At 70.5% G+C, this 12,513-nt stretch carries 11 protein-coding genes; 7 read left to right on the forward strand and 4 right to left on the reverse strand.

Features of this window, described 5'->3' with window-relative positions; all coding sequences use genetic code 11:
• Window positions 1-40 precede the first annotated feature (40 nt).
• Together VAE46_RS01540 and VAE46_RS01545 are read left to right on the forward strand one after the other, a co-directional pair.
• A complete protein-coding gene (locus tag VAE46_RS01540) occupies window positions 41-1,030 on the forward strand; it encodes an acryloyl-CoA reductase (protein WP_322795144.1) in 990 nt (329 codons plus the stop codon).
• Between the two features lie 47 nt (window positions 1,031-1,077).
• The gene (locus tag VAE46_RS01545; protein WP_322795145.1) at window positions 1,078-2,571 is read left to right on the forward strand and encodes a pyruvate kinase; all 1,494 of its coding nucleotides are present in this window, start codon (window positions 1,078-1,080) and stop codon (window positions 2,569-2,571) included.
• A gap of 140 nt (window positions 2,572-2,711) precedes the next feature.
• Here the strand turns inward: VAE46_RS01545 and VAE46_RS01550 are convergent, their stop codons facing one another.
• Window positions 2,712-3,851, reverse strand: a complete 1,140-nt coding sequence (locus tag VAE46_RS01550; protein WP_322795146.1) for a glycosyltransferase family 1 protein — start codon at window positions 3,849-3,851, stop codon at window positions 2,712-2,714.
• Window positions 3,848-5,152, reverse strand: coding sequence for a nucleotide sugar dehydrogenase (locus VAE46_RS01555; protein ID WP_322795147.1), 1,305 nt, complete (start codon window positions 5,150-5,152; stop codon window positions 3,848-3,850). Before VAE46_RS01555 ends, VAE46_RS01550 begins: the two co-directional genes overlap by 4 nt.
• Before the next feature lie 81 nt (window positions 5,153-5,233).
• Here VAE46_RS01555 and VAE46_RS01560 point away from each other — a divergent pair, with 81 nt between their 5' ends.
• On the forward strand, window positions 5,234-6,340 hold the full coding sequence (locus VAE46_RS01560) for a glycosyltransferase family 4 protein (RefSeq protein WP_322795148.1): 1,107 nt from the start codon (window positions 5,234-5,236) through the stop codon (window positions 6,338-6,340).
• Here VAE46_RS01560 and VAE46_RS01565 read toward each other — a convergent pair.
• Window positions 6,262-7,203, reverse strand: coding sequence for a hypothetical protein (locus tag VAE46_RS01565; protein ID WP_322795149.1), 942 nt, complete (start codon window positions 7,201-7,203; stop codon window positions 6,262-6,264). The two genes, VAE46_RS01560 and VAE46_RS01565, sit on opposite strands and share 79 nt — an antisense overlap.
• The gene (locus VAE46_RS01570) at window positions 7,200-9,098 is read right to left on the reverse strand and encodes a hypothetical protein (protein ID WP_322795150.1); all 1,899 of its coding nucleotides are present in this window, start codon (window positions 9,096-9,098) and stop codon (window positions 7,200-7,202) included. Before VAE46_RS01570 ends, VAE46_RS01565 begins: the two co-directional genes overlap by 4 nt.
• Before the next feature lie 473 nt (window positions 9,099-9,571).
• Here VAE46_RS01570 and VAE46_RS01575 point away from each other — a divergent pair, with 473 nt between their 5' ends.
• From VAE46_RS01575 to VAE46_RS01590, 4 genes are all read left to right on the forward strand, one after another.
• Window positions 9,572-10,150: a carbohydrate ABC transporter permease gene (locus tag VAE46_RS01575; protein ID WP_416223927.1), complete on the forward strand. Its 579-nt coding sequence runs from the start codon at window positions 9,572-9,574 to the stop codon at window positions 10,148-10,150.
• 13 nt (window positions 10,151-10,163) lie between these two features.
• On the forward strand, window positions 10,164-11,042 hold the full coding sequence (locus tag VAE46_RS01580; protein WP_322795151.1) for a carbohydrate ABC transporter permease: 879 nt from the start codon (window positions 10,164-10,166) through the stop codon (window positions 11,040-11,042).
• 88 nt (window positions 11,043-11,130) lie between these two features.
• Window positions 11,131-11,343: a hypothetical protein gene (locus tag VAE46_RS01585; RefSeq protein ID WP_322795152.1), complete on the forward strand. Its 213-nt coding sequence runs from the start codon at window positions 11,131-11,133 to the stop codon at window positions 11,341-11,343.
• An 18-nt stretch (window positions 11,344-11,361) separates the two neighbouring features.
• Window positions 11,362-12,501, forward strand: a complete 1,140-nt coding sequence (locus tag VAE46_RS01590; protein ID WP_322795154.1) for an ABC transporter substrate-binding protein — start codon at window positions 11,362-11,364, stop codon at window positions 12,499-12,501.
• Window positions 12,502-12,513 lie beyond the last annotated feature (12 nt).

Genomic DNA, 12,513 nt, shown 5'->3' on the forward strand with positions numbered 1-12,513 from the left:
TGCACCCTTCCCCTCACACCCAACCCCCGGAGCCCGTCCCATGACCTACCGCGCCCTCGTCGTCGACAAGCAGGCCGACCAGTTCTGGGTCGCCGTCCGCGACCTCTCCGAAGCCGACCTTCCGCCCGGCGATGTCACCATCCGCGTCCACTGGAGCTCGATCAACTACAAGGACGGCCTCGCGCTCTCCCCGAACGGCCGCGTCATCCGCACCTACCCGATGGTTCCGGGCGTGGACCTCGCCGGCACCGTGCTCGAAACGAAGGATTCCCGCTTCTCGCCCGGCCAGGAGGTCGTCGTCACCGGCTACGACCTCGGCGTTGCCCACCCCGGCGGCTTCGCCGAGCTCGCCCGCGTCCCCGGCGATTGGGTCATGCCGCTCCCGGCAGGCCTCACCCTGAAGGAGGCCATGGCGATCGGCACCGCCGGCTTCACCGCAGCCCTCTCCATCGAAGCCCTCGAGCACAACGGGCTCGCGAAGGAGAACGGCACCGTCATCGTCACCGGCGCCACCGGCGGCGTCGGGTCCACCGCGGTGAGCATGCTTGCCAACCTCGGCTACACTGTCGCCGCCAGCACCGGCAAAGCCTCCGAGCACGACTACCTGCGCGACCTCGGCGCGACCGAAATCCTCAGCCGCGAGGAAGTTTCCGCCGAGAGCACCCGCCCGCTCGAGTCCGAGCGCTGGGCCGGCGCCGTCGACCCCGTCGGCGGCAGCACAACCGCCTACCTCATTCGCACCATGAAGTACGGCGCCTCCATCGCCCTGAGCGGCCTCACCGGCGGCAACGCTATCGCCACCACCGTCTACCCGTTCATCCTGCGCAACGTGAACCTCCTCGGTATCGATTCCGTCTTCACCCCCATGCCTCGCCGGCAGCGCACCTGGCAGCGCCTCGCCGCCGACCTGAAGCCCCGCGGCCTCCTCGACTCCATCGCAGTCGAAACCGACCTCGACGGCGTCCCCGCCGTCTGCGCCGAAATCCTCCAGGGCAGGGTCCGCGGCCGCACCCTCGTCCGCCTCGCCTGATCCGTCGTTAACGACCCGTTTGCGCTCCCCCGGCGACCATAAACCTCGTGGAGCGCTCTCTCCTCCGCCGGCGCCTGGAAGACCTCCAGGCGGCAGCTATCCATGCCGCTGGCACGGTCCCCCCGTCGTTCGCAGGCGAAGCCGCGCTCAGCGCCGCCAACCTCCTGGCCTACCGAGCGGTTCGCACGCGCGATATCGCCGACCTCCAGGTCGCCCTCGCCGACCTTGGCCTCAGCTCGCTCGGCCGCCTCGAACCGAACGTCCTCGATTCGCTCGAGCAGGTCCGCGCCTGGCTCGCCGATGCCGCGCCGCGCTCCTTCGACCCCTCGCGCGAGCAGGCGCTCCGCCTCCAGGAAGCCCGGACCGTTCGCCTGTTCGGGCGGCCGCGGCCGTCGCGCGTCACGCGCATCATGGTCACGCTCGACCACACGGTCGCCGACCCGGTCCTCCACTGCCGTGAGCTCCTCCAGGCCGGGATGGACGTCGCGCGTATCAACGCTGCCCATGGCAGCCCGGCCGACTGGCGGTCGCTGGCCGATGCCGTCCGCCACGCCGAACTCCAACTCGAACGGCTCGGAGCACCCCCGCCCCGGCGCTGCCACATCCTGTTCGACCTGTGCGGCCCGCGCCTCCGGATAGGCGACTTCCCCGGCGAGCTCCGCTTCGCCGCCGGCGACCGGCTCCGGCTCCTCCGCTCGACGCAGCCGCTCGCCGAGCCGCCCTCGGGCATGCCGCCGGCGGTCCCCTGCAGCCATCCCGAAGCCCTCCGTGTCGTCGCGCTCGGGGACCCGGTCGCCATCGACGACGGCAAGTTCAGCGGCACCGTCGTGGCGGTCACCCAGGGCTGGCTCGAAATCCTGCTCGCCGCGCCCGTCGGCCGCCCGCGCCGCCTGCGTCCTGAAAAGGGCCTGAATTTCCCCGGCGTCCACCTCCCGCTGCCCGCCCTTACCGATGCGGATGTCGCCAGTCTCGATGCCGCCGCCAGTTTCGCCGACCTCATCGGGCTCTCCTTCGTCCACGAACCCGGCGATATCGCCCGGCTGGCCTCCGAACTCGACCGTCGCGGCCTCCACGACCGCGGCATCATCGCCAAGATCGAAACCCGTGCCGCCGCGCGCGGCCTCGTCCCGATCCTGCTCGAAGGTTTGCGTCGCCCCGCGTTCGGCGTCATGGTCGCCCGCGGCGACCTCGCCATCGAAGTCGGCTGGGACGACCTCGCCCTCTTCCAGGACGCCATCCTCTGCCTGGCCGAGGCGGCGCACCTGCCCTCGATCTGGGCGACCCAGGTCCTCGAAACCCTCGCTCGCCACGGCATGCCCGCCCGGCCCGAGATCACCGATGCCGCGGCCGCCACCCGCGCCGATTGCGTCATGCTCAACAAAGGCCCGCATGTGGTTGCCGCCGTTCGCTTCCTCGACCGCCTGCTCTCCTCGGAGCATCGCCACCGCCAGAAGAAACGGGAGCTCTTCCGGGAGTTCATCGCCCTCGGGGACGCGCCCGGCCCCGAGCCCGTACCGGCTGCCGCCTTCCACGGCTGTTAATTCGCCTGCGCGACCCTTGCCGGTATGAAGGTTGTCGCGCTCCTGCTCGTCCTCTCGGGGTTCGCCTGGGTGGCCTCACTCATCAGCGACGCCGGCGAGCTACTGTCCGCGCCCGAGTAGGCCTCCGCGCCGCCGGTCGGCTACTTCGCGACCCCCGCCGGCACCTCAACGGCTCCGGGCGCGCGCGAGGGGTCCAGCAGTTCGAGCAGGCGCTGCACCAGCGCGTCCCACGAGAACCGCCGCGCCCACTCGGCCGCAGCTATCCCCATCGAGACGCGCAGGGCCGGGTCTTCAACCAGCCGCCGCACCGCCGCGACGACGGCCTCCGGCCGCCCGGGCGCCGCATGCAGCCCGCACACGCCCGCCGGGACGAACTCCGCGGGCGCTGAACCGGTCACGACCACCGGCGGCACGCCGCCCGCCATCGCCTGGAGCACCACCTGCCCGAACGTGTCCGTGGTGCTGGGGAACACGAACACGTCCGCCGAGGCGAACGCTTCCGCAAGCTCCACGCCCCGCAGGTAGCCCGTAAACACCGCGCGCCGACCGGCGAGCAGCCGCTCCAGTCCGGCGCGTTCTGGCCCATCACCGACCAGCGCCAGCCTCGCGCCCGGCAGCGCATCCGCCACGTCAGCCAGCACGTCCAGCCGCTTCTCCCGCGCCAGCCGCCCGACGTAGAGCACGATGGGCGCCTCCGGCTCGCCGCCGCTCAGGCGGGCCCGCATCTCGGCGCTCCGCCGCGACGGCCGAAACATGCCCGTATCCACCCCCCGCCCCCAGACTTCCAGCCGCGGAAACCCCGATGCCTCGAGCTCCCTGCGCACGAACTCCGTCGGGCAGAGCGTGCGCACCGAGCGGGCGGCCATGCGGCGCAGCAGCGCAGCCGCGGGGCCAGCAAGCCCGTGCAGGCCGTAGGCCTTCAGGTAGCGCGGGATATCCGTGGTGTATACGTGCACCATCGGTACTTCCCGCCGCAGCGCCAGCGCCGCCGCCGCTCCGATGGGCCCCGGCGTCAGCACGATAGCTCCGTCCCACCGGCGCCGCGCCGCGCGAATCACCCGGTCCAGTCCCACGCCAAGCCGCAGCTCCGGGTAGAGCGGCGCCGGTACCGACTCCACCCGGAGCACCCGGCTGCCCTCCACGTCGCGCACACCCGGCGCCGGCGCCAGCACGCACACGTCGTGACCGAGGCGCGCCAGCGTCCCCGCCACGGTGGCTGCGGTATCCGACACGCCGTCGATCTTCGGCGGGAACGAATCGGTCGCGAGCAGAATCCTCACCGGCCGTTCCCCCGCGCGGGGTTCGCCGCCCGCGCGCATCCGAGATTCGTCACGAAGCCGGCCGCGGCCCAGTCCGCCGCCGGCAGCGCGCCCGGCGCGTCGTAGAGTACCCGCGTCCGCATGAGCATCCCGGCCCACCCGGGGTCCGTCTCCGCCACCCACGGGGCGCGGTGCGCCACCACCAGCGCGTCGGCACCGCGCAGGGCGTCCTCCAGGCTGGGCGCGCAGGCGATATCGCCGGCCTGCCGCACCAGCGGGTCGAACCCGGTCACCGCGGCGCCCGCCCCGGCCAGCCCGGCCGCCAGCGCGATCGACGGCGAGGCCCGCAGGTCATCGGTCCCCGGCTTGAAGGCGAGACCGGCAAGCGCCACCCTGCGCCCCGCCAGCCCGCCCAGCGCGGTCGAAAGCCACTCGACCACCCGCCAGGTGCGAGCCCGGTTGACCTCCATCGTCGCCCGCAGCTGCCGCAGCTCCACCCCGTGCGCCAGCCCCACGTACTCGAGGGCGGCCGTGTCCTTGGGCAGGCAGTGACCCCCGAATCCCAGCCCCGGGGTCAGGTAGGCCGCCCTGCCGATTCGGTGGTCGGCCCGCAGGATGTCGAACAGCGTCGGGGCGTCCGCCCCGAGCGCCGCCGCGAGGTCGGCCATCTCGTTGGCGAAACTCACTGACGTCGCGAGGAACACGTTCGCTGCATACTTGGCCAGCTCCGCCGTCACCCGGTCGGCCACGAAGACCGGCGCCTCGATGCCGGCAAACAGCGTCGCCGCCCGCGCGCCCGCGCCCGCGGAATCAGCCCCGATGACCACCCGGTCGGGCTCGCGGAAGTCCTCCCATGCCCGTCCCTCGCGCAGAAACTCCGGCACGTGCACGACATGGATATCCCCCCGGCCCGCCGTCCGCAGGGCCGCTTCGAGGCGGGCGCCCGTGCCCGGCGGGACCGTCGAGCGCGTGATCAGCAGGCCCCCGGGGCGCAGCAGCCCGGCAGCGGTCGCAGCGGCGGCGAACAGCTGCGAGAGGTCGGGTGAGCCGTCGGCCGCTGGCGGCGTATCGACGCACAGGAACGCGGCGTCGAACTGGCCGGCCTCGGCGACCGCGCAGAAGCGCAACCGGCGCAGCCGCAGCGCGCTCCGCAGGGCTGCCCGCAGCCCCGGTTCGGCCTCCCGCAGCTGACCGCTCGCCAGCTCCGCGACCCGGTCAGCATCCCGGTCCAGCCCTGTCACATCGTGGAGCAGGTGCGCCATGCCCACCGCCGTCACCGCCCCGATGCGCCCGACCCCGACCACGGCAATGCGTTCGTCCAAAGAGCTCCTCCTCGTTGGTTCCGCCTGTACCGTGGAGCCTCTCGATGTACGCGACATTTACGCACCGCGAACGCCCGGTTAATGGATACCGTTCCGTTCATCGTGCTCCGCTTCACTGGCGGCATGCTGCTCTTCATCACCCGCAAATTTCCGCCCGCAGTCGGCGGCATGGAGGAGTTCTCCGCTCAGCTCGCGGCCCGCTACCCGGGCCCCCTGCGGCTGGTCGCACTCCGGCGCGGCCAGCGCTGGCTCCCTCTCTTCCTCGCCCGGGCGGCCCTTGCCTGCCTCCGGCACCGCGGCCGCGCGGAGGTCGTCCACCTCGGAGATGCCCTCCTCGCGCCTGCCGCGCCGCTCTTCGCCCGGCTCGCCGGCGCGCCGGTCACCGTGACCCTGCACGGCCAGGATGTCACCCGGCCGTTTCCCGGGTACGCCGCGCTGCTTCGACCCGCCCTCCGCGCCCTGGGCGATGGTCAGACGGTTGCGGTGAGCACCTACACCGCCGCCGAGACGGCCCGCCGCTTCGGTGTCCATCCCCGGGTCATCCCGAACGGCGTCGATCGCGAACGTTTCTCCAGCATCCAGCCCGCCGCCGACCCCGCTGCTGAGCGTCGCACGCTCGGCCTGCCGGCCCACGGACCCCTCGTTGTCACCGTCGGCAGGCTCGTGCCACGCAAAGCCGCGGCCTGGTTTGCGGCGAACGTCCTGCCCCTGCTGCCGCCGGACGTCACCTTCGCTGTCGTTGGCTCTGGCCCCGAAGAGGCCGCCCTGCGCCGAATCGCGGCCCGCGAGCCGCGCCTCCGGCTGCTCGGCCCGCTCCCCGGTGCCGCGGTCGAACGCCTCTACGCCTGCGCCGACCTGTTCGTCGCGCCGAACGTTCCCGTGCCCGGCCGGCCAGAAGGCTTCGGGATCGCCCCCGCCGAGGCCGCCGCGGCCGGGTTGCCCGTGCTCGCCGCTGCACTCGAGGGCCTCATCGATATGGCGACCGTCTGCGGCGCCCGGCTGGTACCGCCCGCCGACCCGAACGCCTGGGCCGCCGCCGTGCGGGAGGCCCTCGCCTCACCGAGGCCGCCGCGGCCCCGGGTTCGCAGCTGGGATGATGTGGCCGCCGACTACCAGCGCCTGTTCGAGGCCGTCGCCCGCCGTGCCCGGGCGAACCGCCCCGTCGGCAGCCGCACGGTCAGCCAGTAGCCGGCCAGCAGCGCCCCGTCGACCGCCACCGCCGTTGCGCGCGCCACGACCGCCACCGTCAGCGCCTCTGTAGCGCCAAGTTCGCCCCCGGACAGGGCCACAATCACCGTCTCCCGCACCCCGGCGCCCGAGGGTGCGAACGGCGTCAGGAAGCCGGCCAGGCTGGCCACAGAAAACGCCAGCATCGCGTCGTCCCAGCGGCCTACTGGCCAGGGGCTCACCACCACCGCGGTCACGTGGAAGGCGGCGGCCGCCAGCAGGCCCCCGAGCAGGTACGCCGCGAACGCCGTCCATGTCGCTGCCGGCGCCGGCGCAGTGCCGGGCGTCAGCCCCCGTCCCGGCCAGCGGCTCAGCCGACGGACCAGCCGCGGCCGGGTGGCCAGCACCATGATCGCCCCGGCAGCCACCGTTCCCGCCGGCGCCAGCCAGCGCCACGGACCTTCCGCGGCGCTGAGCGCCAGCAGTGATGGAACCGCCACGGCCGCCGCCAGCTGGGCCGCCTGGTCCACCCAGAGCATCGCCACCACGCGCTCCGCCGGCATCCCCGAGGTCCGCAGCACCACCAGCTTGCCCGCGGGTCCCGTCGGCGGACCGGGGACGTAGCGCGCGGCCCAGCCCGCAACGAACGACCGCACCGCGGCGCCGCGCCCGACCTCGGTCCACCAGCCGTGCCCGAGCGCACCCCATCCTGCGGCCATCGCCGCCACCTGCACGACCATGAGCAGGGCCGCCCAGCCCAGGGCATCCAGCGCCCAGCCTTCGTGCACCCGGGCCACCTGGCGCGCGGACAGCACGCACGCCCCCGCCAGTGCAGCCGCCGAGGCGGCCTGCACCACGCGCCCGGCAATGCGCCAGCCGGTCAACCCCGCGCCAGCCCTGCCGCCAGCGGTCCGTTCACGCGCGCCCCTGCCGCCTCTATCGCGACCACCCCGTAGGTCTCCACCTGGAACGCGCTCTCGCCGGCCGGGCGGCACCCCGAAACCGCCATGACCCTCCCCCGCGGCGTTCGCACCAGCTCCACAACCAGGGGGCCGGGCCCGTAGTTCGCCGCGTGCAATTCGAGCCGGTCCCCGCTCGACCACAGGTCCACGAATCCGTCGCCCCGCAGCCGCACGTGCACCGGGTTCGTCGCCGCCAGCATCGCCCGCACCCCGTCGTCCATCGGCACCCGCCGGTAGCGATCTCCGAAGACGAACCGGTACAGCAGGTTCAGCCGGTCCACGAACTGCCGCACATGCACCCGCTGGTAGTACGCGTCAACGACCTTCGGGCCCGCGAACCGAGCGATCGGCTCCAGCGGGCCAGCCAGCCAGCGGAACAGCGCCCCGTCGCGCCGGGCCGGCAGCCCCAGCTCGGCAAAGCGCAGAACCCGCCCGGCATACCACGGCGGTGGCGGAGCCTTCCCCGGCAGCAGCAGAACCCCCAGGTCACACGGCGGCGTCCGCTCGCCGATCACCCGGAGGGGAATCCCGGCGCCGATCAGTGCCTGCACCACGAGCAAAAAGTCGTCGTCGCCGCCCGGGTACAGGTCGCCCCGCCACGCCAGCGAATCCCCCACGAACACCCCGACCCGCGCCGCTTCCTCCCGCGGCGCGCCCCGCCACCGTGCGGCCTGGCGAAGCATTTCGCCCCAGGCTTCGAGGCGTCGGTCATCCTTCCCCGGTGCCAGCAGCGCCCAGCACCCGTCCTCCACGTATTCGCCCGCACGCAGCACCGGCGAGCCCCCTGCTGCCAGCCCCTCCGCGGCGATCCGGGCGAACGTCCACGGCGGCGGCTTCCCATCCACGCCGATCCCCCGTTCGTAGCAGATGCTCAGCGCCGGCGCCCCCGGCTTGAGCGCCCGCAGCACCTTGTACGTGCCCGCGTTCTGCACCAGCTCTCGCCCATCGGCCCGCGGCGACTGCAGGTTCTCGACGAACAGCCAGTCCATCAGCCCCGCCAGCCTGGGCAGGTCGACCCCGAAGACATTGAACGTGTTCACGTTCACCCCGCCCACCGTGTTCGTCAGGCAACGGATGTTCGGAAACGCATCACGGGTCACCCGCGTGACTTCCTCGAAGAATCGCGTCAGCACCTCCGCCCGCCACGTCGCGTACCGTCGCGCGGCCTCGTCCCTGCCCGGCCGGAACAGCTGAGGCAGGTCCAGCACTGCCAACCCCTGCGCCTCCTGCCATGCCGCGAACGGCTCCCGACACCGCCCGCAGGCGCACCCGGCGAAGCCGGAGTAATCGCGCGAGAGCGGGATCGGCATGCCCCCAAAGGCGCAGTTATCGAAGAACAACCCGTCGGCCCCTCGCGCGCCGGCATCGAGGCATCGCTCCACCACCCAGTCCCGCCACGCCGGGTCGTTGAGGCACGTGAAGTAGCGACCGTTGTAATACGGGATGCGGCGACCCCGCGCCGAGAGCGCATACCACCCGCGCCCCGCAAAGCTCCCCATCGACACGGCATTCGAAGGCTGGATGTAGGCGATCGCCAGCATCCCCAGCTCGTGGCACCACCTTGCAGCCCGCTCAAACGCCCGCCAGTCGTCCGCCTCGATCTCCGGGGGAAGTCCCCAGTTGTAGGCAAGGAAGACGGCATTCACACCGCCCGCGTCGCGCAGCCAGCGCAGCCGCTCCGGTCGGTAGGCATCCAGGTATGCCTGCCCGTCCACCGGCCTTCCAAAGCCCTTGAGCCGGTGCACCAGCGCGCTGCCGCGTCCCGCCCAGTAGTAGGCCGGCGCCAGCAACAGCTCGTCACGGGGAACTCGCTCCATCCTTCCCATTGTCCGGCCGCTGCGTTGTCGATTGGTTGTCGAACCGTCAACCGCCGATGAACGGCCGGCCCTTCACAGGTCGATCACATGCCGTTGCAGGCCCATTAACGAAGCCCGCCGAACATCCAAGGCCGTGGCTACGCAACAGGTCCGGTTCCCCATTCGCCGCCGAATACCGTTCAGCGGTGCACTGCTGTTCGTGATCTTTACGCTCCCAAATCTCGCCCTCCTCATCGCCTTCACCTATCGCTCGCTAGTCGAGAGCTTCCGTCTCTCCTTCTACGATTGGGACCTCATTTCTCCGGAAAAAAACCTGGGTCGGACTTGACAACTACCGTGATTATTTCGCTGACCCCACGTCGCTCTACATCATCCGCAACACCCTCGTCTTCACCGGCGGGACCGTCTTCCTCACGCTCGCGCTCGGTCTCGCCTTCGCGTTACTGCTGAACCAGCCCCTCAAGGGCCGGGCCATCGCCCGGACCACGCTCTTCGCGCCGTACGTCCTCGGGGGCGCGGCGATCGGCATCGTCTGGCTCTTCATCTTCGATCCCCGCTTCGGGCTCATCTCGGCCATGCTCGACCGGCTCGGGGTCCCCTCTCCCAACTGGTACAACGACCCGAACTGGGCCATGCCGATGGTCATCATCGTCTACACCTGGAAGAGCCTCGGCTACGCCTGCGTGGTCTACCTTGCCGGCCTCCAGGCCATCCCGCGCGAACTCTACGAAGCGGCGCGGGTCGATGGCGCCGGCCGCTGGGCCCGCTTCCGCCACGTCACCCTTCCGCTGCTCTCCCCGATGACGTTCTTCCTCCTCGTCACCTCGATCCTGAGCTCCATGCAGGCCTTCGACATCATCAGCGTCATGACGTCGGGTGGACCCCTCGATAGCACGAAAACGACGGTCTACCAGGTCTACGAGGAGGCCTTCGTCCGCTTCCGCGTCGGCGATGCCTCCACCGTCGCCACCGTGCTCTTCGTCTTCCTCCTCGCGGTCACCGTCCTCCAGGTCCGCCTGCTCGAGCGGCGCGTCCACTACGCGAAAGACTGACCAGGAGCATCCCATGCTGCGACATCTCCGCATCAGCCCCGCCGCCCGGCCCGTTTCGCTCCCCGGTCTCCGCCGCGCGGCCGTCGCCCTCCCCGCGTACCTCCTGATGCTGGTGGCCGTCGGCATCATCCTCGTCCCGCTCCTCTGGATGCTCACGGCCTCCCTCAAGACCCGGCAGGAGATCTACACCCTGCCCATCTCCTGGTGGCCCGAGGCCTTCCGCTGGGAGAACTACGAACAGGCCTGGACCGCAGTACCCTTCGCCCGCTTCTTCATCAACAGCCTCATCACCACCGCCGTCGGCAGCGGACTCGAACTCATCAACGGTGTTCTGACCGCCTACGCCCTCGTATTCCTCCCCTTTCCGCGAAAGAACCTTGTCTTCCTCGTCGTCATCGCCGCCCTGATGGTCCCGTTCCAGGTGACCATCATCCCCAACTACGTCCTGGTTGCCGACCTCGGCTGGGTCAATACCTACCAGGGCATCATCATCCCCGGCGCAGCGGTTGCCTTTGGCACCTTCCTCATGCGCCAGCAATTCCTCTCCCTGCCCCGTGAGGTCATCGAAGCAGCCCGCATCGATGGCGCCGGCCACCTGCGCATCCTCTGGAGCATCGTGCTGCCGATGTCCCGCCCGGCGCTCGTGACGTTCGCCCTGATCTCAATAGTGGCGAAGTGGAACGAGTACCTCTGGCCCCTGCTCGTCACGAACGACGCCGATCGCATGACCCTCCCCGTTGGTCTCACCCAGCTCCAGCACTCGGAGGGCTCGAGCGAGTGGGGCGTCGTCATGGCCGGGGCCGTGATGGTCATCACCCCCGTGCTGCTCGTCTTTCTCTGGGCCCGGCGCCACATCGTCGAAGGCCTCACCGCCGGCTTGGTCAAGGGCTAACCGCCTGGCAACACCCGCCCCCGCGGCGGTGCGCATATCACCCGAACACACAGGGGTACATCAGGAAGGAGTACGAACCATGTCGAACATGAGCAGGCGCCATCTCCTCGGCCTCATGGGCGGAGCCGCAGCACTCGGCCTCGTCGGCTGCGGCGGAGATGACGACGATGAGACCCCGTCCCCGGCTGCAACCGCGGCAGGCTCCAGCCCCGCCGCCGGCAGCAGCCCCAGCCCGACGCCTCGCGGCATCAAGCCCGCCGCTGAGATCACCTACTGGAGCGTCCACCCGGCCAACTCCTAGGCCGTCGAGGAAGAGCTCATCCGCCGCTTCCAGGCCGCCTACCCGGACATCAAGGTGAAGCTCGAAACCGCCGGCGCCAACTACGCTGAGGTGTCACAGAAGTTCAACGCCGGCCTCGCTGCCCGCCAGGTTCCCGACGTCGTCATGCTCTCCGACGTCTGGTGGTTCAAGTACTTCCTCGCCGGCACCATCGAGCCCCTCGATGCCCTCATCAAGGAAGTCAACCTGGACCTCTCTGACTACCAGGACACCCTCGTCAAGGACTACCAGTTCGAAGGGAAGCAGTGGGGCATGCCCTTCGCCCGCAGCACCCCGCTCTTGTACTACAACAAGGAGAAGTGGGCCGCCGCTGGCCTCCCCGACCGCGGTCCGAAAACCTGGGACGAGTTCGACGAGTGGGCCAAAACGCTGCAGTCGATGGCCAAGCCCGGCGAATTCGCCTTCACCCACGTCAAGGGCGATAGCTACATCGCCTGGACCTTTCAGGGCATTATCTGGCAGTTCGGCGGCCGCTATTCGGACGACCGGTTCAACATGACCATGGACTCGCCCGAGGGCATCGAAGCCGGCAACTACGTCCGCGGCCAGGTCTTCTCCCAGAAGTACGCCAACGTTACCGCGAAGGACGTCAAGGCCGACTTCATCGCCGGGACCACCTACTCCATGCTCTCATCGACTGGCGGCCTCGCCGGCGTCATCAAAGATGCGCCGTTCCAGGTCGGCACCGCCTTCCTGCCCGAGAAGAAGCAGTTCAGCTGCCCCACCGGCGGCGCCGGCCTCTGCATCCCGAAGGCCATCTCCGACGAAAAGAAGCTCGCGGCGATGCTCTTCATCGCCTTCATCACCAACCCCGAGAACACCGCCTACTACTCCCAGAACGTCGGCTATATGCCCATGCGCAAGAGCGCAGTCAACGGCCCGCTCATGAGCGAGTTCTTCAAGCAGTACCCGCAGTTCAAGACCGCCGTCGACCAGCTCGCGAAGACCCGCCCCCAGGACCCCGCCCGCGTCTACGTGCCCGGCGGCGATGCCATCCTCGGCAAGGGGCTCGAGCGCATGGTCCTGAACAACGAAGACGCGAAGAACGTCTGGCCTGACGTCAAGAAGGAACTCGAAAGCATCGTCAACAAGGAGATTCGGCCCAAGATCAAGCTCTAGGCCCGAGGAACC

It is taken from the genome of Tepidiforma sp., from assembly GCF_034433535.1.
GTDB lineage: Bacteria > Chloroflexota > Dehalococcoidia > Tepidiformales > Tepidiformaceae > Tepidiforma.

Coding starts and splice junctions, on each gene's coding strand:
- VAE46_RS01540 (WP_322795144.1), top strand. CDS start 41: ATGACCTACCGCGCCCTCGTCGTCGACAAGCAGGCCGACCAGTTCTGG.
- VAE46_RS01560 (WP_322795148.1), top strand. CDS start 5,234: ATGGATACCGTTCCGTTCATCGTGCTCCGCTTCACTGGCGGCATGCTG.
- VAE46_RS01570 (WP_322795150.1), bottom strand. CDS start 9,098: ATGGAGCGAGTTCCCCGTGACGAGCTGTTGCTGGCGCCGGCCTACTAC.
- VAE46_RS01580 (WP_322795151.1), top strand. CDS start 10,164: ATGCTGCGACATCTCCGCATCAGCCCCGCCGCCCGGCCCGTTTCGCTC.
- VAE46_RS01585 (WP_322795152.1), top strand. CDS start 11,131: ATGAGCAGGCGCCATCTCCTCGGCCTCATGGGCGGAGCCGCAGCACTC.